At 62.9% G+C, this 20,917-nt stretch carries 17 protein-coding genes and 1 pseudogene; 11 read left to right on the top strand and 7 right to left on the bottom strand.

The annotated features are described in order from the left end of the window. Window positions 1-12: 12 nt before the first annotated feature. The gene (locus Q1W70_RS00890) at window positions 13-906 is read right to left on the bottom strand and encodes a DMT family transporter (protein ID WP_302098516.1); all 894 of its coding nucleotides are present in this window, start codon (window positions 904-906) and stop codon (window positions 13-15) included. A gap of 133 nt (window positions 907-1,039) precedes the next feature. Between Q1W70_RS00890 and Q1W70_RS00885 the strand changes: the two genes are divergently transcribed. Continuing rightward, on the top strand, window positions 1,040-1,915 hold the full coding sequence (locus tag Q1W70_RS00885) for a LysR family transcriptional regulator (RefSeq protein WP_302098515.1): 876 nt from the start codon (window positions 1,040-1,042) through the stop codon (window positions 1,913-1,915). Window positions 1,916-1,998: 83 nt separating this feature from the next. Here the strand turns inward: Q1W70_RS00885 and Q1W70_RS00880 are convergent, their stop codons facing one another. The 3 genes from Q1W70_RS00880 to Q1W70_RS00870 are packed head-to-tail and all read right to left on the bottom strand — an operon-like array spanning window position 1,999 to window position 4,603. Beyond that, entirely contained in the window at window positions 1,999-3,180 is a 1,182-nt protein-coding gene (locus Q1W70_RS00880) for an acetyl-CoA C-acetyltransferase (RefSeq protein WP_166591914.1), read from the bottom strand. A 27-nt stretch (window positions 3,181-3,207) separates the two neighbouring features. Then, window positions 3,208-3,867 (bottom strand): CoA transferase subunit B, encoded by a 660-nt coding sequence (locus Q1W70_RS00875; protein WP_166591915.1) that lies wholly within the window; start codon window positions 3,865-3,867, stop codon window positions 3,208-3,210. 37 nt (window positions 3,868-3,904) lie between these two features. Beyond that, window positions 3,905-4,603: a CoA transferase subunit A gene (locus Q1W70_RS00870; RefSeq protein ID WP_166591916.1), complete on the bottom strand. Its 699-nt coding sequence runs from the start codon at window positions 4,601-4,603 to the stop codon at window positions 3,905-3,907. A 148-nt stretch (window positions 4,604-4,751) separates the two neighbouring features. Here Q1W70_RS00870 and Q1W70_RS00865 point away from each other — a divergent pair, with 148 nt between their 5' ends. Further along, entirely contained in the window at window positions 4,752-5,636 is an 885-nt protein-coding gene (locus Q1W70_RS00865; RefSeq protein WP_166591917.1) for a LysR family transcriptional regulator, read from the top strand. Between the two features lie 131 nt (window positions 5,637-5,767). Next, window positions 5,768-7,681: an RHS repeat-associated core domain-containing protein gene (locus Q1W70_RS00860; RefSeq protein ID WP_166591918.1), complete on the top strand. Its 1,914-nt coding sequence runs from the start codon at window positions 5,768-5,770 to the stop codon at window positions 7,679-7,681. Window positions 7,682-7,834: 153 nt separating this feature from the next. Here the strand turns inward: Q1W70_RS00860 and Q1W70_RS00855 are convergent, their stop codons facing one another. Next, on the bottom strand, window positions 7,835-8,086 hold the full coding sequence (locus Q1W70_RS00855) for a helix-hairpin-helix domain-containing protein (RefSeq protein ID WP_166591919.1): 252 nt from the start codon (window positions 8,084-8,086) through the stop codon (window positions 7,835-7,837). Between the two features lie 270 nt (window positions 8,087-8,356). Here Q1W70_RS00855 and Q1W70_RS00850 point away from each other — a divergent pair, with 270 nt between their 5' ends. Together Q1W70_RS00850 and cobF are read left to right on the top strand one after the other, a co-directional pair. Beyond that, on the top strand, window positions 8,357-8,944 hold the full coding sequence (locus Q1W70_RS00850) for a histidine phosphatase family protein (RefSeq protein ID WP_166591920.1): 588 nt from the start codon (window positions 8,357-8,359) through the stop codon (window positions 8,942-8,944). Further along, complete coding sequence (cobF, locus tag Q1W70_RS00845; protein ID WP_166591921.1) at window positions 8,941-9,699, top strand: precorrin-6A synthase (deacetylating); 759 nt, start codon at window positions 8,941-8,943, stop codon at window positions 9,697-9,699. Before Q1W70_RS00850 ends, cobF begins: the two co-directional genes overlap by 4 nt. A 22-nt stretch (window positions 9,700-9,721) precedes the next feature. On the opposite strand, the gene Q1W70_RS00840 is transcribed toward cobF, so the two are convergent. After that, on the bottom strand, window positions 9,722-11,059 hold the full coding sequence (locus Q1W70_RS00840; RefSeq protein ID WP_166591922.1) for a substrate-binding domain-containing protein: 1,338 nt from the start codon (window positions 11,057-11,059) through the stop codon (window positions 9,722-9,724). A gap of 79 nt (window positions 11,060-11,138) precedes the next feature. Beyond that, window positions 11,139-11,951 carry an exodeoxyribonuclease III gene (xthA, locus tag Q1W70_RS00835; RefSeq protein WP_182344100.1) on the bottom strand — a complete coding sequence of 271 codons (813 nt, stop codon included), beginning with the start codon at window positions 11,949-11,951 and terminating at the stop codon, window positions 11,139-11,141. A gap of 175 nt (window positions 11,952-12,126) precedes the next feature. Between xthA and Q1W70_RS00830 the strand changes: the two genes are divergently transcribed. The 6 genes and pseudogenes from Q1W70_RS00830 to Q1W70_RS00805 all read left to right on the top strand — a co-directional run bounded on the left by Q1W70_RS00830 (window position 12,127) and on the right by Q1W70_RS00805 (window position 20,900). Further along, window positions 12,127-12,777 carry a GNAT family N-acetyltransferase gene (locus Q1W70_RS00830; RefSeq protein WP_095169296.1) on the top strand — a complete coding sequence of 217 codons (651 nt, stop codon included), beginning with the start codon at window positions 12,127-12,129 and terminating at the stop codon, window positions 12,775-12,777. A gap of 65 nt (window positions 12,778-12,842) precedes the next feature. Continuing rightward, window positions 12,843-14,570 carry an autotransporter assembly complex protein TamA gene (locus tag Q1W70_RS00825; protein WP_166591924.1) on the top strand — a complete coding sequence of 576 codons (1,728 nt, stop codon included), beginning with the start codon at window positions 12,843-12,845 and terminating at the stop codon, window positions 14,568-14,570. After that, complete coding sequence (locus tag Q1W70_RS00820; protein WP_302098514.1) at window positions 14,567-18,238, top strand: translocation/assembly module TamB domain-containing protein; 3,672 nt, start codon at window positions 14,567-14,569, stop codon at window positions 18,236-18,238. Before Q1W70_RS00825 ends, Q1W70_RS00820 begins: the two co-directional genes overlap by 4 nt. Window positions 18,239-19,011: 773 nt before the next feature. Beyond that, window positions 19,012-19,485, top strand: a complete 474-nt coding sequence (locus Q1W70_RS00815) for a MarR family winged helix-turn-helix transcriptional regulator (RefSeq protein WP_166591926.1) — start codon at window positions 19,012-19,014, stop codon at window positions 19,483-19,485. Window positions 19,486-19,532: 47 nt separating this feature from the next. Further along, a pseudogene (locus Q1W70_RS00810) lies at window positions 19,533-19,682 on the top strand (hypothetical protein); the annotation flags it as partial. A 15-nt stretch (window positions 19,683-19,697) separates the two neighbouring features. Next, entirely contained in the window at window positions 19,698-20,900 is a 1,203-nt protein-coding gene (locus Q1W70_RS00805) for an HlyD family secretion protein (protein WP_185818308.1), read from the top strand. Window positions 20,901-20,917: the final 17 nt, after the last annotated feature.

Below are 20,917 nucleotides of genomic sequence, written 5' to 3'. Positions count from 1 at the left end.
GCGGGGGGCTGGTCATCGATTTGACCAGGCCATCCCCCAGCGTTGTTCCAGGTTCATGGCCAGCACGCTGATCAACACCACCAGCGCTCCCACCATCACCATCAACCCCGGTCGTTCTCCCAGCAGGGCGGCGGCAATCAGCATGGCGGTGGGCGGTGTCAGGTACAGCGCCATGGCGGCGCGGCTGGCCTCGACCTGGCGCAAGACAAAGGCCCAGGCCAGATAGGCCAGGGCACTGGGGAACACCCCGAGAATCGCCACCGCCAGGTGAACCTGCGTCGGCGCCCTGGCCACCGCAGCCCCCAGGCCCGGAAGGAACACCAGCAACAGCAGGGTGCCGGACCACACCGTATAGCAGACCATGGTCAGGCCGCTGTAACGCTGGCAATGGCGTTTGTGCAGGGCGAAGTACAGGCTCCACGACAGCGCCGCCAGCAGGATCAACAGGCCGTGGGGGTCGACACTGCCCAGGCCGCGATCACCGGCGACCACGATGCCGGCGCCACACATACCCACCACCACGCATCCCCAGCGCCAGGCGCTGACACGGTCGTTGAAGATGAAATGTGCCAGCAACGCGCTGAACAGCGGAGTCGACTGCGCCAGCACACTGGCGGCACCGGCACTGACCCCGCGTTGGCCGAAGTTCAGCGCAATGTGGTGCAGGCTCACGGCAAACAATCCCAGCATGAGCAACAGTGGCAGGTCGCGCAGGCGAGGCCGCTCGATGCCCTTGCAGACGGCGATCAACGCCATGAACAGCGAGGCCACGAGAAACCGCAGCAACGCCAGGTGTCCGGGTTCATAGGCGCTCAGGCCGATGCGGATGCCGGTCGGCGAGTAACCCCAGCAGACGATCACAAACAGCACGGCCAGGAGAATTTTCAGGGGGGAACGTGTGGGCATCAGGTCGGCCTGCCAGGTCAGGTGCGCAACGAAGACCGCGACGAGGTGACGGCTTCTGCCCCTTGAGTATTGGAGCCTTACCTGTTCACTACAACTGACTTAACATGAGGCGAATGTTCACTTTGGGTGATGTATGGAGCTGGCACAGATTCGCATGTTCAAGACGGTTTTCGAGACCGGCAGCATTGCCCGTGCCGCGCAGGTGCTGCATTGCGTGCCCTCGAACATCACTGCGCGCCTCAAGTCGCTGGAAAGCGAGCTGGGCGTCGAGCTGTTTTACCGGGCGGGGCGGGGGTTGCAGATCAGCCCGGCCGGCGAAATCTTCCTGGCCTACGCAGCGCAGATCCTGGCACTGTCCGAGGAAGCCAAGCGCGCCGTGGATCCCGGAGCGCCGCCGTCCGGGCCGCTGCGCATCGGCGCGATCGAGTCATCGGCCAGCGGCCGCCTGCCCAGGCTGTTGGCCCGATTCCATCGGCGTTATCCGGCGGTGGCCCTGGAGCTGACAACCGGGCCCTGGGCGCAGTTGCTCGAGGACACGCTCCTGCACAAGCTCGACGGGGTGATTGTGGCGGTCGACGTCGAGCGACCGCTGCTCAAGCGCAAGTTCCTGTACCGCGAAGACCTGGTGCTGATTGCTTCGCCTTCCTTGGGGCCGTTGCGCGAGGCCGCGGACCTGCGCGGCAAGTCGATCTTCATGTGGCCTTCGGGGTGCCCGTACCGGGCAACGCTGGAGCGCTGGCTGCTAGGGCAGGGGGAAGCCTTGCCGATCATCAGCATTGCCAGTTACGGCAGCATTGTCGGCTGTGTCAGTGCGGGGGCCGGCGTGGCGCTGGTGCCCAGGGGGATATTCGAACAGTACGGACCGGGGGCCGGCTGGGCCAGCTACGAGTTCCCGGAACTGACGGCCATCGACAACCTGTTCTATTGGCACGAACACTCCCGGCATCACCCGGCCCGGGAAGCGTTCGTTGCGATGCTGCAGGAAGAATTTGCCACTGCCAGCGTGTAGGCGCGAGCCTGCTCGCGATGGCAGCGTGTCAGGCACCCTCGATGTTGAATGGGCCTGCCCGCTCCCGCAGGTGCGCGGTGAAATCAGTCCCGCGAGATGGCCAGTGCCACGCCTTGGCCGCCACCGATGCACAGGGTAGCCAGGCCTTTCTTGGCGTCGCGCTTGATCATTTCGTGCAGCAACGACACCAGTACGCGGCAGCCCGAGGCGCCGATCGGGTGGCCGAGGGCAATCGCGCCACCGTTGACGTTGACCTTGCTCGCATCCCACTGCAGCTCTTTGCCTACCGCCAGGGACTGCGCGGCGAATGCTTCGTTGGCTTCGATCAGGTCCAGTTGCGCCAGGTTCCAGCCGGCCTTGTCCAGGCAGCGGCGAGTAGCCGATACCGGGCCGATGCCCATGATCGCCGGGTCGACACCGGCATTGGCGTAGGCGGCGATCTTCGCCAGTACCGGCAGGCCCAGTTGTTTGGCTTTTTCAGCGCTCATCAGCAGCACGGCAGCGGCACCGTCGTTGAGCGAAGAGGCGTTGCCGGCGGTGACGCTGCCGTCTTTCTTGAACGCCGGTTTGAGCTTGGCCAGGGAGGCGGCGGTGGTCTCGGCGCGCGGTTGTTCGTCGACCGCGAAGGACAGCGGATCGCCTTTGCGCTGAGGGATCAGGATCGGCGTGATCTCGTCGGCAAATCGCCCGGCTTCGATGGCGGCCGTGGCCTTCTGCTGGGAAGCGGCGGCGAAGGCGTCCTGTTCCTCACGGCTGAGGTGGTACTTGTCGACCAGGTTCTCGGCGGTGATGCCCATGTGGTAATCGTTGAACGCATCCCACAGGCCGTCGCTGATCATGCTGTCGACCATCTTCGCGTGGCCCATGCGCAGGCCGGTGCGGGCGGCCGGCAACACGTACGGGGCCAGGCTCATGTTTTCCATGCCGCCGGCGATGATCACGTCGGCGTCGCCGCAGCGGATCGCCTGGGCGCCCAGGTGCAGGGCCTTGAGGCCCGAACCGCAGACCTTGTTCAGGGTCAGCGCCGGCACCGCGTGAGGCAGGCCGGCGAGAATCGAGGCCTGGCGCGCCGGGTTCTGGCCCGAGCCAGCGGTCAGGACCTGACCCAGGATCACTTCATCCACCTGGTCGGCGGCCAGACCGGTCTGTGCCAGCAACTGGCGAATCACCGCGGCACCGAGTTCCGGCGCCGGGATGCTGGCCAGCGAACCCTGGAAGCTGCCGATGGCAGTCCGGGTGGCGGCGACAATCACGACTTCTTGCATCGAATTTCTCCTCAAAGGGGGTGGGGCTCAGGCGAACTGCATTTCCGGAACGTGGTCCGGAACGATCAGTTTACCGGCGGTCTTGCTGACGATTTCCTCGACGCTGACACCCGGAGCGCGCTCCTTGAGAATGAAGGCGCCGTTTTCGATTTCCAGGTAGGCCAGGTCGGTCAGGACGCGCTTGATGCAGTGGGCGCCGGTCAGTGGCAGGCTGCAATGGTTCAGCAGCTTGGACTCACCATCCTTGGAGGCGTGGGTCATGGTGACGATGATGTTGTCGGCACCGGCTACCAGGTCCATTGCGCCGCCCATGCCCTTGACCAGTTTGCCCGGGATCATCCAGGAGGCGATGTTGCCTTGTACGTCGACTTCGAACGCGCCGAGCACGGTCAGGTCGATGTGGCCGCCGCGGATCATCGCGAAGGATTCGGCGGAAGAGAAAATCGATGCGCCGATGCGCGCGGTCACTGTTTGTTTGCCGGCGTTGATCATGTCGGCGTCGACCTGATCATCCGTCGGGAAAGCGCCCATGCCAAGCAGGCCGTTTTCCGACTGCAGCATCACTTCCATGCCTTCGGGAATGTAGTTGGCGACCAGGGTCGGAATGCCGATGCCCAGGTTCACGTAGTAGCCGTCCTGCATTTCGCGGGCGACGCGCTGAGCCATTTGTTCGCGGGTAAGAGCCATTTTTATTCTCCGTTGTTCGTCGGGCAGGGGGCGTGGATCACTTGCGCACGGTGCGCTGTTCGATGCGTTTTTCGAACGTGCCGCAGATCACCCGGTCAACGTAGATGCCAGGGGTATGGATGTGCGCAGGGTCCAGCTCGCCGGGCTCGACGATCTCTTCGACTTCGACCACGGTGATCTTGCCGGCGGTGGCGGCCAGTGGGTTGAAGTTCTGGGCGGTGTGGCGATAGATCACGTTGCCGAAGTGGTCGGCTTTCCAGCCTTTGACGATGGCGAAGTCGCCGGTGATGGACTCTTCCATCAAGTACGGGCGGCCGTGGAACTCACGCACTTCCTTGCCTTCGGCCACGGGCGTGCCGACGCCGGTGGCGGTGAAGAACGCAGGAATGCCCGCGCCGCCAGCGCGCATTTTTTCCGCCAGGGTGCCTTGGGGGGTCAGCACCACTTCGATTTCGCCGCTCAGCAGTTGCTTCTCGAACAGGGCGTTTTCACCCACGTAGGACGCCACGACCTTGCTGATCTGGCGGTCTTCGAGCAGCACGCCGAGGCCAAAACCGTCGACGCCGCAGTTATTGGAAACCACGGTCAGGTCGCGCGTGCCCTTGCGTTTGATTTCGGCAATCAGGTTTTCCGGAATGCCGCACAAGCCGAAGCCGCCAGCGATCACGGTCATGCCGTCTTCAAGGCCGGCGAGGGCCTCTTCATAGGAACTCACGCGCTTGTCGAAACCTGCCATATGCACCTCTTTTATTCTTTGTGGGCGGCTGGCTAGCCGTATGGGGTTGAGTGTTGCGCCATCCGATTCATTTGATAAGTTGATTTTTAAGGTTGATTAATAGATAAAACTCGTTAATCCGTGGCGTATTTCATAATAGGGAACCCAGATGACCGTCAAGCAGATCCGCGCGTTTCTGGCCGTGGCGCAGAGTTTGAGCTTCGCCGTGGCCTGTGAGCGGCTGCACCTGTCGCAGTCGGCGTTGAGCCTGACCATCAAGGCCCTGGAAGAAAGCCTCGGTGGGCGGTTGTTCAGCCGCACCACGCGCAATGTCGCGCTGACCCCTGAAGGCGAATCCCTGCTGCCGTTGGCCCGGCGCCTGATTGCCGACTGGGACAACGCCGAGGACGAGATGCGCCAGCGCTTTACCCTGCAGCGTGGACGGGTGACCCTGGCCGCCATGCCTTCGTTTGCCGGCAACCTGCTGCCGCCGATCCTCAAGACCTTCCGCGCGCGCTACCCGAAAGTCAACGTCACGGTCAATGATGTGATCAACGAGCAAGTGCTGGAGATGGTGCGCGACCGCCAGGTGGAACTGGGCGTGGCGTTCGAGCCAATGCAGAGTTCATCGCTGCAGTTCACTGCGCTCTACGTCGACCGTTTTGTCGCGGTGGTACCGAGTGATTCGCCACTGGCCGGCCTCAGCGAAATCGATTGGAACACCCTGCTGGAGCAGCCCTTCATTACCTTGCAGCGCCCGTCGACAGTGCGGGTGATGCTCGAAGAACACCTGCAGGCACGCCAGACCCGCCTCCCGGTGGCCTTTGAAAGCCACCAACTGGCGACGGTCGGGCGCATGGTCGCCAGCGGCCTGGGGGTCAGCGCTGTGCCAGCCTTGTGTGCCGAGCAAATGCGCGAACTGGGCGCCCATTGCATCACCCTGGGTGAGCCGGTGGTCGAGCGCGCGATCGGTATCCTGACCAAGCCCGGTCACGAATTGTCGGCGGCCGCCCAGGCGCTGTTCGACATCCTCAAGGGCGAAGTGCGTCTGTAGTCCTCTGGCCTTGATGCCTGCGCGATGGGTCTTTGAATCCTCCAGGGAAATTCTGATTTTTCCACGACCCGTTCAACACTCCCCGACGCTCGCGCAGAATCACTGACCCTCGTTCTGCAGAGAGACAACGGATGCTCATACCTGCCCATGAACCCTGCTTTATCTTGACCATCGACGGCCGGCGCTGGACCTACCGGCGCAATGCCCGCGGCGATATCTGCGAACAGATCGACCCCCACGGTCAGGTCACCCGCTACCGACACGACACTGCGGGCCGGTTGCGGCAAGTGCTGGCGGCCGATGGTGCCACCCGCACCTTCAGCTACAACGACTATGGCAAGGTCAGTGCCGAGCAGGATGAACTGGGCCAGGTCACACGCTATGAGTACGACCGGCACTTGCACCTGATCAGCCGGCGGATCGATCCAGATGGCAGCCAGTTGTGCTTTCGCCATGACCGCAGCAGTGGGTTGTTGTCGGAAATCGAAAATCAGGTCGGCGAGGTGTATCGGCTGGAACGGGGCGCCGATGGGCGGATCGAGCAGGAGCGGACGTTTGACGGACGGCGCTTCACATTCGCCTACGATCACCAGGGCCATCTGCTGCAGAAAACCCAATGGGCGACTGATGGCTCTGCCCTGGTCACGGCGTACCAGCGTGACAGGACAGGGCGGCTGTTGCTCAAGACATTGCCCGACGCCGGCCGGGTGGCCTATCAATACGATTCACAGGGACGCCTGGCACGAGTCGACGATGACAGCGACTGGCCACTGACCTTCACCTACGATCTGTCGGGACGGCTGCTCAGCGAGCAGCAGGGCTGGGTCTGCCTGCACTATGTCTACAACGCCAGTGGCCAGCTTGAGCGCATGCAGTTGCCAGACAACCGCTGGCTGGATTATCACTTTGCCCTCGATGGCAGCCTCGCTGCCGTCGATTACAACGGCGAGCGCCTGTCCAGCCATCGCTTCGAGCACGGCCAGGAGCAGCAGCGCGAACAGGGCCGGTTGCTCAGCCAGTATCACTACGACGCACAGGGCCGCCTGCAGGTCCACACCGTCAACCAGCCACAGCGTCCGCTGTACCTGCGGCACTACAGCTATGGGGTCAACGGTAACCTGGCGAGCATCGCCGACAGCCGCCACGGGCAGCGCAGTTTTTACTACGACGCCGGCAACCGCCTGGTTCGGGTACGGCACTCGCGTGGCGAGCAAGGGCAGCAATTCGCGTACGACCCGTGCGGCAATCGCCTGCCGGACCCCGGCCACTGCCGCTACGACTACGATGCCTTTGGCAACCTGATCCGCGTGCGCCGCGACGGTCACCTCCCGCACGTGACCCATTATCACTATGACTGCCAGCATCGCTTGAGCGCGGTGGTCCTGCCCGATGGCAGCCGGGCCAGCTATCGCTATGACCCGTTTGGCCGGCGCAGTGCCAAGACCGTCGATGGCAGTACCGTCGAGTTCGTCTGGCAGGGGCCACGGCTGGTCGGCGAAATCAGCGCTGATCATCATCGCGACTATCTTTACGAGCCCGATACCTTTCGCCCGTTGGCCCTGGTCGAGGGTGGCGCTGCGGGGGATACCGGCCGGTTCTACTACCAGCTCGATCATCTGGGCACCCCCCAGGAATTGACGGACAGCAGGGGCGAAATTGTCTGGGCGGCGACTTATCAGGCCGGCGGCCAGATCGCCAGTCTCCGGCATCTGGGGCACGAGCCGGTGGAGCAGCCGCTGCGTTTTCAGGGGCAGTACTGCGACGAGGAAACGGGCCTGCATTACAACCGCCATCGCTACTACTGCCCGCACCTGGGGCGTTACCTGACACCGGCCCCGAACCGCCTGGCCGCTGGCCTCAATGCCTATCAGTACGCGGTGAATCCAACGGCGTGGGTCAACCCCCTGGGGCTTAGCAGTTGCCCAGGCGGTGATGGCCGCAAACCGATGCTGCAAGTGCATGATCCGCTGGCCAACGCCGTGGTGGATGAGGCTGAACCGCAACTGCCGCAAGCGCTGATGCGGAGTTCCAGCGAGCGGTCGTAAAGGGGGAAGGCCGTCTGTCTTTTTTTCCTGCGAGGGGACTTTTTTTCACGAAATTCTGACATTCGCAGGTGCAGATTGAACACACAAAAGGATTTGACCCCATAGACAGAAAGCCCGCCAGATGCGGGCTTTTTGTTGTCAATCTGCCAGCATTCAGGCCTGGCTTGCCTCACTGCTTTGACGAGCCCTGGCGATCGCCGCCTCAATCGCGGCCCGTGCCTGCGGGCTGTTCTTCCAGCAGGTGGAGCCGACCACCGCCGAGGCCTGAACCACGATCTCGCGGGCATTGGCCTGGCTCAGTTGCAGCAAGGTGGTGAACCCCAGTTGTTCAAGGCGCTGGACCACCGTCGGGCCGACTCCCTTGACGCTTAAAAGGGTTTGTTTTTCTTCCGTTGAAAATCCCATACAGGCTCCTTTTTTAGTGAGCGTCACTGTAGCGCAATGCTCGTCGATGATGCCGCGTGCTGACCGGATAAACCTGCTGATCTTGCAATGCTCGCGAACCGGCTACCGCGCGCACTCGGTTGCAATTGCAAGCGGCGGGCGGTCGATCCATCTGCAACTGACTGCCGTCACGCTGCGCGCGGGCCATACTAGTTGATCCTCCCCAAGTGGCGCAGCATGATGCTAGCCGTTCGGCGAGTCTTTCCTGTCCCAGCCTGGGAGTGAACCTGCGTGTCGGTAACCCGTTTGACCCTGATTTGCCACGCCCGTACCGTCGCCCAGAAGCGGGCGCGATTGCCCCTGGACGAACCGTTGGAAATGGACTGGCAGGCCGCCCGGGGGAGTCGCGCCGGTGCCTTCAAGCGGGCCCCGCAATTGCTCGGCGGTGGCGAGACGCGAGTACGGCAGACAGGCGCCTTGTTCGGCAATGACCTGCAGCATGTGCCGGCGCTGGATGACTATGATTTTGGTCGTTGGCACGGCTTGTCCATCGACCACCTGCAACAGCACGAGCCACTGGCATTGCAGGCCTGGCTCGACGATCCGCACTCGGCGCCCCATGGCGGCGAATCGCTGGTGCAGCTGTGCCAGCGGGTCGGGCGCTGGCTCGACGACCTGAGCAGTTGCCCCGGGCATTACCTGGCCGTTACCCACCCATGGGTGATTCGCGCCGCCATGATCCATGTGCTGCAGTGCCCGCCCACCGCCTTGCACATCATCGATGTCGAACCCTTGTCTGCCACTGAACTGCGCTTCAACGGCCGCTGGCGCCTGCGCCTGATGGACAGTGGCGCCCCTCTTGAGGAACCCCTGGCATGAAGCGACTGCTGGTGATCGGCGTGGGTGCCGGCGACCCTGACTACATCACGATGCAGGCGGTCAAGGCATTGAACCGGGTCGATGTGTTTTTCCTGATGGACAAGGGCCCGAGCAAGGACAGCCTGATCGACCTGCGGCGGGAAATCTGTGCCCGCTATATCAGTCAGCCGGGTTACCGTTTCGTCGAGGCCCACAGCCCGCAACGCAGGTCCGATGATCTCGACTACACCGCCAGTGTCCAGGCGCTCAATCAAGACAAACAGCAGGTGTTCGAGCGCCTGATCAACGAGCACATGGCCGACGATGAATGCGCGGGGTTTCTGGTGTGGGGCGATCCGAGTTTGTACGACAGCACCCTGCGGATCCTGCAGGCCATTCTCGATGCGGGTCGCTGCACCTTCGACTACGAGGTGATCCCTGGCATCAGCAGCGTCCAGGCCCTGGCCGCGCGGCACAAAGTGCCCTTGAACCGTATCGGCGGCGCCGTTGAGATCACCACCGGGCGGCGCCTGGCCGCGGAGCAGGTGAGTACGGCCGACAGTCAGGTGGTGATGCTGGACGCGCAAGATGCCTACCAGCAGGTGGCCGATCGGGAGCTGCAGATTTACTGGGGCGCCTACCTGGGCACCGCGGATGAGATCCTCATCGCCGGTAAACTCAAGGACGTCGCCGACCAGATCGAGCGCGTCAGGAAGGCGGCGCGACACGCTAACGGCTGGATCATGGACACCTACCTGATCCGCAAACCCGACTAGTTCGCGCGCCCCGGCCAGGACGTCAGTAGACCCAGACTTCGACCCGGCGATTCTTGATCCGGCCTTCGTCGTCACTGTTGGCGGCCACCGGCATCTGCGCACCAAAACCGCGAATGTCGCGCAGTACCACGCCGCTTTTCACCAGTTCACGGCGCACCGCCATGGCCCGCAGCCTGGAGAGCAGGGCGGCGCGCTGCGGATCGGCCTTGGCGTCGCCGAATCCCACCAGGCTCACCTGCCTGTCGAGTTTGCCGTGCTGCCGGAGGTAGTCGAGTACCCGGGACAGATCCTGGCGTGCCTTGTTGTCGAGGCTGGCGCTGCCTTCCTCGAATCGAAAGTTGACCGTCAGCCGTTGCGCCTTGGCGGCCAGCGCCTGATATCCCTCGGGCATCTGTCGGCTGGCCGTGACATCCATGGCTTGCACGGTCTGCGCGACAAACCCGTTGGCGGCCACCAGCGCCTGGCCCTGGCGACTTTGGGCAAAATGCACCAGTGCCTCGGCCCAGGGATTTCGCGCGGTCGGTGGCACATACAAGTACAGCCGTCGCGACAGTGGATAGTCCTCGGTGGCGATCAGGCTGGTGAGTGGCAGCATGGGCTGCGAGTCACCGTCGACGATCGCCAGCGCCTTGGCCTGGCGCACATAGGGCAGGCCGATGAAACCGATGCCTTGGCGGTCCTGGCTGACGGCGTCGGACAGTTGCTCACTGGATTCGAAGCGGCTTGCCGAGCCTGCGAGGGTCTTACCGCGGCTGCTGAGTACCAGGTCCTTGAAGGTGTCGTAGGTGCCCGACTGATCATCGCGCGCGTAGAGATGAATCGGGCCGCCGACACCGCCGAGTTCTTCCCAGGTGTGGATCTCGCCGCTGAAAATCCGTGCCAGTTGCTCGGTGTTCAACTGATTCAACGGGTTGTGCGGGTGCAGGATAATTGCCAGGCCGTCGATGGCGATCACCTGTTCGGCCGCAGGACTTTTCAGCTCGCCAAGGGCCTTCAGTGCCAACCGTTCGCTGTCCTTGATCGGGCGCGAAGACGCCGCCAGATCGGCGCTGGAATGGTTCAGGGCGAGGAAGCCGGTGCTGGAGCCGTGGGCGGCGATGTCGATGATCACCGGTTGCCCTTGGGCCGTCTGGCCCACCAGTCGTTGTTCGTTGACGTTGTCCCGGGGTTCGCTGCGCACCTTGAGCAAGCCTTGCTCTTCCATCAAGCCCTTGGCCAGTGCCGGCCCCAGCGCCGCCCCTATGGTGTTGGACCCCTGGATACGCAACACCACGCCGTTGGCGGTTAGCGGCAGCGCGGTGGCCAGGGCAGGTGGGGAGAGCAGGCTGCATAACAGCAGCGGCAACAGGGCACGCAACATGGAGCCGGCACCTTTGGCGGGCGAGGGAGGTGCCGGGACATTAAGACATTCAGGTTACGCATATGTGACAGTGGGCGGCCTAGCTCAGCTCCAGCCAGATCGGCGCGTGGTCCGAAGGCTTTTCCATGGCGCGCAGGTCGTAGTCGACGCCGGCAGCCTTGATCCGTGGCAGCAAGCCTTGGGACGCCATGATCAGGTCGATGCGCAGGCCACGCTTGGGCTCGTCTTCAAAGCCGCGGCTGCGGTAGTCGAACCAGCTGAAGCGGTCGGCAACGTCCGGGTTGAGGTGACGGAAGCTGTCCACCAGGCCCCAATTCTTCAGGCGGGCCATCCACTCGCGCTCCTCCGGCAGGAAGCTGCACTTGCCGGTCTTCAGCCAGCGCTTCATGTTGTCCGGGCCGATACCGATGTCGCAGTCTTCCGGGGATATGTTCACATCGCCCATCACCACCAGCGCCTGATCGTTACTGAACTGGGTTTCCAGCAGGGTTTGCAGGTCGCTGTAGAACCGCGCCTTGGCGGGGAATTTGGTCGGGTGGTCGCGGCTTTCACCCTGTGGGAAATAGCCGTTCATGATGGTCACCGGCGTCCCGTTGGCGTCGGCGAAGGTGCCCCAGATGAAGCGGCGCTGGGCATCTTCTTCATCGCTGGCAAAACCCTTGTGGACCGCCAGTGGTTCCTGGCGCGAGAGCAGGGCGACGCCGTAGTGACCTTTCTGCCCGTGGTAATACACGTGGTAGCCCAGCGCCTGGACTTCGGCGAGCGGGAACTGGTCGTCGTGGACCTTGGTTTCCTGCAGGCCGATGACGTCCGGCTGGTGCTTCTCGATCAGTGCCTCCAATTGATGGGGGCGGGCGCGCAGGCCGTTGATGTTGAACGAGACGATCTTCATGGTCGGCAGTCCTGGCAAAACTGCGATGCTAGCTGACATGTAGGATCGGAGCCAGCGTGGCGGTAGTTCCTATGCGCTGCTAATGTCTGTTGGCGTGGGAACGAACACAGCATTGCAGGGCTCGTACTTACAAGGGCGAGGTCATTTGCGCCGAGCCCAGGGGAGATAAACCGTCATGCCTGAAACATCGACCGCCATCGCGGACATCCATCGGCTCGACAGCGGCTACTCGCGTGAAGCGCGTTCATTGCTGTACCAGGCCTACCGCCACGAACCCACCTTCAAGTTTCTTTTTGAGGCCGAGCGCCCGGGCTATGAGCAACGGGTACGGGCGACGGTGCGCGAACTGGTCAAGCAGCACTTTCTCCAGGACCTGCCCGCCATCGGCCTGCTGGTCAACGACCGTCTGATCGGCATCGCGCTGATTGCCCCGCCGCAGCGGCGCCTGGGCATTACCGAAAGCTGGGCCTGGCGCCTGCGCATGGTGCTGAGCACCGGTTTTCGCTGTACCCGGCGCTATCTGGACTATCACGCGGCCGTCGCCGCCTGTGTGCCCTCGGACTCGGTGCACGTGCTGCCGTTGCTGGGGATTCATCCGCAATTCCAGGGCCAGCATTTCGGCGAGCAACTGCTGCAGGCTGTTCATAATTGGTGCGCGGTGGACGAGCATTCCCAGGGGGTGGTGCTCGACACGGGGAACCCGCGTTATCTGGAGTTCTATAAGCGTCAGGGTTATGAGGAGATTGGAGAGGTGGCTGTAGGGCCTGTTCTGGAGCACGTGTTTTTCCACGCCAATCCTCAGGTGTTACATAGCGCAACAGCCTGAGGGCGAACTTTTGTTCAGAATGTTCGCTCTATCACGCTCCCAAGCTCGTGATAGCATCCGCGCCTATGAAGTTTCCAGGAAGATTTACCAGTAGCGTGCTCATGCTGATCAGCAGCGCAGCCGCCCTGGCGCAAAGTGAATTGGACGTCAGGATCAAACCGTCCAATGACCAGCTGAAGGCCAACATCGAAGGCTATATCGGCGATCTCGGTGAACGCGATGAAGAAGCGCTGTTGCGCTTCAGTCGCGGGGCCGAGGAGCAGGCGCGCAAGGCTGCCCAGGCCTTGGGTTACTACCAGCCGCAGATCGAAAGCGAAGTCAAAGACGGCAAGTCACCCCGGCTGGTGTTGAACATCGACCCCGGCGAACCGGTGCGCCTGCGCTATGTGACCATTCAGATCCTGGGGCCGGCCGCGTCCCTCAAGTCCTTTCGTGTGCCCCAGAGCGACGTGCTCAAGCCCGGTGCTGTGCTCAACCACGGCCACTACGAAGACGCCAAGCGGCTGATCCAGAACCAGGCCTCGCGCTTCGGTTTTTTCAGTGGTCGCTTTACCAGCCAGAAACTCGCCGTGGACCCTCGGGCCGGCGTCGCCGACATCGAGCTGGTCTATGACAGCGGCCCGCGTTATGCGTTGGGCAAGGTCAGCTTTACCGGCGATACGCCCTTCGACGAAGACCTGCTGCAACGCATGGTGCCGTTCAACAGTGGCGCCCCCTATGATTCCGAGTTGATCGCCGAGCTCAACCAGGCCCTGCAGTCGTCGGGCTATTTCGAGTCAGTGCGGGTGGATGCCACGCCGACCACCGCCGCCAACGACGTGATTCCCGTGGCTGTCACCCTCGACACCCGCAAACCCCGGACCATGGGCCTGGGCTTGGGTTATTCCACGGACGTCGGGCCGCGGGCCAAGGCCAACTGGACCCGGCACTGGGTCAACCCCGAAGGCCACAGTTATGGTTGGGAGGCCGAACTCTCCGAACCACGGCAAAACGTCGGCCTGTGGTACGACGTGCCGCTGGACCCACCGCTGACCGATAAACTGCGGTTTGCCGGGGGTTACCAATATGAAGAACTGGCCAACACCGACAGCTTGAGCAAACTGCTGACCCTGGGCCCGGAATGGCACAGCAAGCTACCCAGCGGCTGGCAACGGGTGATTTCGTTGAAATGGCAGCACGAGGAATATCGCCTGGGTGATGACTCGGGGATCAGTAACCTGTTGATGCCGGGTGTGAGCTATTCCTACCTGCGCAGTGACAACCGGATCGATCCCCACAACGGCTATCGCCTGCAATTCGACAGCAAGGTGGCCAAGGAAGGGCTGGGCTCGGACAACAACCTGTTGTACGGCACTGCCCTGGTCAAGGGCCTGACCACGGTGCTGGACAACCACCGGTTCCTGGCGCGTGCGCAGATCGGTGGTTCGGCCACCAATGGCTACAAATCCATTCCGCCCTCGCTGCGCTTCTTTGCCGGTGGTGACCAGAGCGTGCGCGGTTATGACTACCAGAGCCTGTCGCCGGAAAACTCCGATGGCGACCGCGTGGGTGGACGCTACATGGTCTCCGGTAGCGTGGAGTATCAATACTCGGTTGCCGAAAAATGGCGGGTCGCGACGTTTGTCGACCAGGGCAACTCGTTCAACGACTTCGAACTGCCGAACCTCAAGACCGGGGTCGGTATGGGCGTGCGCTGGGTGTCGCCAGTCGGCCCGATCCGTCTCGACCTGGCCCATGCGCTGGATGACCCCGGCGGTATTCGTCTGCACTTTTCCATGGGGCCTGAGCTGTGAAGCGTGGTTTGAAAATAGCGTTGCTGGCAGTGCTGTCACTGGTGGTGCTGGTGCTGCTGGCGGTAGTGAGCCTGTTGGGCACACAGGCCGGTAGCCGTTGGGCGCTGAGTCAGGTACCGGGTTTGACCCTGGAGAATTTTCAGGGCCGCCTGGCCGGCCAGTGGAGTGCCGATCACCTGCTGTGGCAGCAGGGCGAGGACCGGGTCGAGCTGATCAAGCCAGTGTTGGCCTGGTCGCCGCTGTGCCTGACGCGCATGACCCTGTGCATCGAGCAATTGAAGGCCGAGCAGGTGGTCCTGCAGTTTGCGCCGAGTACAGAGCCAAGCAGCGGGCCGATCAGCTTGCCGGAGTTGAAACTGCCGCTGGCGATCGAGCTGGGCGAGGTGCGAATCGGCAGCCTGCTGCTGGACGGCAGCGAGCAGCTCAAGGACCTGCAACTGGTGGCGTACTGGACGGCGCAAGGGTTGCAGATCGATTCGTTACACCTGCAACGTGATGACCTGCGTCTGGAACTGTCCGGGCTGCTGCAGCCGAACGGCAACTGGCCGCTGAGTGCCAGCGGCAATCTCAGCGTGCCGATACCCGGTAACACGCCCTTGGCACTGACGCTGAAAGTCGATGGCGACCTGCTGCAAACCCTCAACCTGAAGGCCGACAGCAGTGGTTATCTGCAGGGCCACTTGAGCGGCGAGCTGCAACCGCTGGCCGACAACCTGCCGGCCAAGGTGCGCATCACCGCCGATGGTTTCAAAGCCAGTGCCGACCTGCCGGACACCCTGCAACTCAATCAGCTTGAACTCAGCGGTAGCGGTGACCTGAAGAGCGGCTACCAACTGTTGGGCAAGGCCAGCTTGCCAGCCGAGGACGGGCCGGTGGCCTTGCTGTTGCAAGGCAAGGTCGATGCCAAGGGGGCGCAGATCGCCGGGCTGGACCTCAACGCCAACGATCAGCAAAGTCTCAAGCTGACTGGCCAGGTCGATTGGTCTGACGGTCTGGTGGCCGAGGCGAAGATCGACTGGCTGGACTTCCCCTGGCACCGTTTGTATCCGCTGATCGACGAGCCCGACGTGGCGCTGCGCAGCTTCAACGGTGAGGTGGCGTACCGCGACGGTAACTACCTGGGTAACTTCAAGGCAGCACTGGACGGCCCCGCCGGGGCCTTCAGCCTGAGCAGCCCGTTCAGTGGCGACCTGACGCAAATCTTCCTGCCGCAACTGCAGTTGGTCGCCGGGCAGGGCAAGGCCGCCGGGCATTTGAACCTGAAGTTTGCCGACGGCATTGCCTGGGACACCGCGCTGGACCTGTCGGCGATCAACCCGGCGTACTGGCTGGCGGAGCTGCCGGGCACCCTGGCCGGGCCGTTGCGCAGCAAGGGCGAGATGCGCAATGAACAACTGAGCCTGAGTGCCGACCTCGACCTCAAGGGCAAACTGCGTGGCCAGCCTGCGGTGCTGCAAGCCAAGGCCGACGGCGCGGGCGAGCGCTGGAACCTCAGCGCCTTGCAGATCCGCCTGGGTGAAAACCGCATCGATGGCAGCGCCAGCCTGCAGCAAACACTCAGCGGCCAGCTCGACATCAAGGCTCCGCGCCTGGCCCAGTTGTGGCCGCAGTTGCGCGGCCAGCTCAATGGCCGGCTCGACGTCGCAGGCACATTGCAGGCGCCCCAGGGCAAGCTCGCCCTGCAGGGCGTGCAGTTGGCCCTGGCTGACAATCGCCTGAAAAGCCTCAACCTCGACGCCACCCTCGACAGCGCACAACGGGCGCAGATCGACCTCAAGGGCAGCGGCATTGCGGTCGGCGACAACCAGTTGGGCACCCTGACGGCCACTGGCGCGGGCACCCTCAAGCAGCAGAAGCTAGAACTGGACCTGCAAGGCCCATTGGTGAAACTGGCGCTGGGCCTGGACGGCAACCTGGATCAAGGCAACTGGCGTGGACGCTTGGCCAGCGGCGACATTCAGGCCGGTGGCCAGGACTGGAAGCTGCAGAGTCCGGCGAAGATCGAACGCCTGGCCGATGGCAAGCTGACCTTCGGCGCCCACTGCTGGATGTCCGGCCCTGCCAGTTTGTGTGGCGAGGATCAGCGCCTGATGCCCGAGCCGAAACTGCGCTATCACCTCAAGCAATTCCCAATCGACAGCCTGGCGCAATGGCTGCCCAAGGATTTCGCCTGGCAGGGCACGCTCAACGCCGATGTGCAACTGGACCTGCCGGCCAGCGGGCCGAAAGGCCAGGTGCTGGTGGATGCCAGCGGCGGCACTTTGCGCATGAAGGACAAGGATCAATGGCTGGATTTCCCCTACCAGACGCTGAAACTCACCAGCACCCTCAACCCCAAGCGCATCGACACCCAACTGAATTTTGTGGGTGGCAAGCTGGGCGAGCTGATGGTGCAGGCGCAGATCAACCCGCTGCCTAAAAACAAACCCCTGAGTGGGTCCTTTCGCCTCAGTGGGCTGGACCTCTCGGTGGCGCGGCCGTTCGTGCCAATGGTCGAGAAACTGGCCGGCCGCCTGAACGGCAGCGGCACGTTGTCCGGCGGGCTGCTGGCGCCCCAGGTCAACGGCAACCTGGCCTTGAGCGAGGGTGAGATTTCCGGGCCGCAGCTGCCGACCGGGTTCGAGGCCTTGCAGTTGCAGGCACAGATTGCCGGTGAAAGCGTGCAACTCAACGGCAACTGGAAAAGCGGCAAAAGCGGGCAGGGCAGCCTCATGGGCCAGGTGGACTGGGGGCAGGCGCTGGTGGTCGACCTCAGCGTGCGGGGCAGCCAACTGCCGGTGAGCGTCGAACCCTACGCGGCCTTGGAAGTGGCGCCGGACCTTAAGATCTCGATCAAGGACGACAAGCTGGCGATCACCGGCAAGGTGCACGTGCCCAAGGGCGAGATCACCGTGCGCGAGTTGCCGCCATCGACGGTCAAGGTCTCCGATGACACGGTGATCGTTGGGTACCAGACCGAAGAGGGCAAGGCACCGCTGGCCATGGCCATGGATGTCGAAGTGATCGTGGGCGAAGACCGGCTCAGCTTTGCCGGTTTTGGCCTGACCGCCAACGTCAAGGGGCATGTGCATATCGGCGACAACCTCGACACCCGGGGTGAGCTGTGGCTCAACGACGGGCGTTACCGCGCCTATGGCCAGCGCCTGACGGTACGCCGCGCGCGGCTACTGTTCGCCGGGCCCATCGACCAGCCGTACCTGGACATCGAAGCGATTCGCCAGACCGACGACATCATTGCCGGTATCCGCCTGAGCGGTAGCGCCGAGCAGCCGACCACCCAGATCTTCTCGGAGCCGGCGATGAGCCAGGAGCAAGCATTGTCCTACCTGGTGCTCGGCCGTCCCCTGAGTTCCAACGGTGAAGACAACAACATGCTCGCGCAAGCGGCGCTGGGGCTGGGGTTGATGGGCAGCTCGGACCTCACTGGCAGCCTGGCGAAGAACCTGGGCATCGACGATTTCCAGCTCGACACCGAGGGCAGCGGCACCGCCACCAGCGTGGTGGCCAGTGGTGACATTACCGAGAAGCTCAGCCTGCGCTACGGTGTCGGCGTGTTCGAACCGGCCAACACCATCGCCTTGCGCTACAAGCTGAGCAAAAAGGTTTACCTGGAAGCCGCCAGTGGCATCGCCAGCTCGCTGGACATCTTCTACAAGCGGGATTTCTAAGGGCCCGGCCTTGTTGAGCCGATAGGAGCTGCTGTCGTTTGGTCTTGGTCTTGGTCTTGTGGGTATATCCGTTGCTGCGGTAACGGCGGCTTAGGGTTCCGCCCTTACGTGAACTGCCCCCCGAAAGTTGGACAGGGGACGCTATTGATTTAATGCCTGGGTCCGAAACTGCACCTCCTCTCGATGTATGCGGCTTCGCCGCATGGCGCTACGCGCCTCCCCCTGATGGACACCTTCGCTCAGCCTGCCGAAGGGGCAGGTGGATCAAGATCAAAAGCCAGAGCACGGCGACCTGTGAGTCGGCCTGAGTGCTAAGAGCGGACGAGGCGGCCTATCGGCCGACCTGCTTTTCTTGGCTGGGATATCTCTGTGGGATATCTCTATTGTGGGAGCGGGCTTGCCCGCGATGACGATCTCCGCCAAACCACAGATCTCGGCAATCCCCCAATCCCCCGTAGCAGCTGTCGAGCCCGCGAGGCTGCGTTCGAGGACGCAGTCCTCGCCGCCCTTCAACGCACCGATTTCCCTTATTTAAACCTTCACTGATCCTGCCGACGGTGCAGGTGGATCAAAATCCAAAGTAGGCCTGGCTTTTTCTGGTGTCGCATTCCCTGTGGGAGAGCCGGGCGGCGCTTCGTTTGCTCGCGATAGTGGTCTGGCGATTGCCTGTTTTATAAATTGCAAAGCTTGCTAACGATTTAATTTGACATTCACTGCCTAGGCAGTAATATCTCGACACATATTCACTGCCTAGGCAGCCAATAGGTCGTCAGATGAAGCATTTCTCCCCGGAAAACTTTCGCAATTGCCACCTCGGTCTACTGCTGGGGCGCGCCGCCTTGCTCAAGGACCGGATCATCGACACCCACATGGAACCCCACGGCATCACTGCCGCGCAGTTCAAGGTGTTGATCATCATGGCCCAATACGGCGTCGACACCCCGGCCGAGCTGTGCCGCCACCTGTCCCTGGACAGCGGCTCGATGACCCGCATGCTCGACCGTCTGGAGCACAAAGGCCTGCTGGCCCGCCAACGCTGCGCAGACGACCGGCGCCTGGTGCGCCTGGCCCTGACCGAGGAAGGCCAGGTGCTGGCCGACCAGTTGCCGGGCATTGGCGTCAACGCGATGAATCAGTTGGCCGGCGCCCTTGACGCCGAGGAGTTGCAGACCCTGGAAGCCATCCTCAAGAAAATTTTGCTGGCCGCCGGTGATCCCATCACCGTGCTGCGCTTAGGTGACACGTGAGCCATAAAACCCTGGGTGCTCGCCTGGGCCTGGTGCTGCCTGCCGTACTGCTCGGCGCCCAACGTCAGTTGGCGAACCTCAATGCCGAACAGATCGATCTGTCGATTCAACTGATGCAGGCCCTGGGTGGCGGCTTTCAGGGCGAAACCCTGGCTGCGGCCGGCCCATCTCCGGCGCCTGCCACGCGAAATCAATAATTCAAGGTACTCGTCATGGCCAACGTGCAGAACACTCCGATTCCTGAAACCGCCCCAGACACGGGCAACCCCGGCAAACGCAAGTTCATGCTGCTGGTGCTGACACTGCTGGTGGTCATGGGCTGCCTCGGCGTCTGGGGCTGGCACCACCTCTACGGGCGCTGGAACGAAAGCACTGATGACGCCTATGTGAACGGCAACGTGGTGGCAATTACCCCGCTGGTCACCGGCACCGTGATCAGCATTGGCGCGGACGATGGCGACCTGGTCCATGAAGGTCAGGTGCTCGTCAACTTCGACCCCAACGACGCCGAAGTCGGCCTGCAAAGTGCCCAGGCCAACCTGGCGCGCACGGTGCGCCAGGTACGTGGCTTGTACAGCAATGTCGATGGCATGAAGGCCCAGGTCAATGCGCAGAAGGCGGAAGTTCAGAAGGCCCAGGAAAACTACAACCGACGCAAGAGTCTGGCCGCCGGCGGGGCGATTTCCCAGGAAGAACTGTCCCATGCCCGGGATGACCTGACCTCGGCGCAAAACGCCCTGGCCAATGCCCAGCAACAATTACAGACCAGCAGCGCGCTGGTGGACGACACCGTGGTGTCCTCCCATCCGGACGTGCAGGCGGCTGCCGCGCAATTGCGCCAGGCCTACCTGACGAAGGCCCGCAGCACCCTGATCGCCCCGGTCACCGGCTACGTGGCCAAGCGCACCGTGCAACTGGGACAACGGGTGCAGCCGGGCACGGCCTTGATGGCGGTGATCCCCCTCGACCAGTTGTGGATCGACGCCAATTTCAAGGAAACCCAGCTACGCGACATGCGCATCGGCCAAACGGTGGACATCGAAGCCGACCTGTATGGCAGCGATGTGAAGTTCAGCGGCACCATCGACAGCCTCGGTGCGGGCACCGGCAGCGCGTTTGCCTTGCTGCCGGCGCAGAACGCCACCGGTAACTGGATCAAGATCGTGCAGCGGGTGCCGGTGCGTATCCACATCAACGCCGAACAACTGGCCGAACATCCGTTGCGCGTCGGCCTGTCGACTCTGGTCAAGGTCGACCTGCGCGACCAGAGCGGCCCGGTGCTGGCGCAGCAGCCACCGCAAAAGGCTTCGTTCAGTACCTCCATCTACGACCGTCAGTTGACCGACGCCGACGCGCTGATCAGCCGCCTGATCCATGACAACAGTTCAGTGGCGAGCAAAACCGCGCAGCGCTGATTTCGCCCATCCGACCG

This window comes from Pseudomonas kielensis (genome assembly GCF_030505375.1).
GTDB lineage: Bacteria > Pseudomonadota > Gammaproteobacteria > Pseudomonadales > Pseudomonadaceae > Aquipseudomonas > Aquipseudomonas kielensis.
This window is presented reverse-complemented; position numbering and strand designations above follow the sequence as displayed.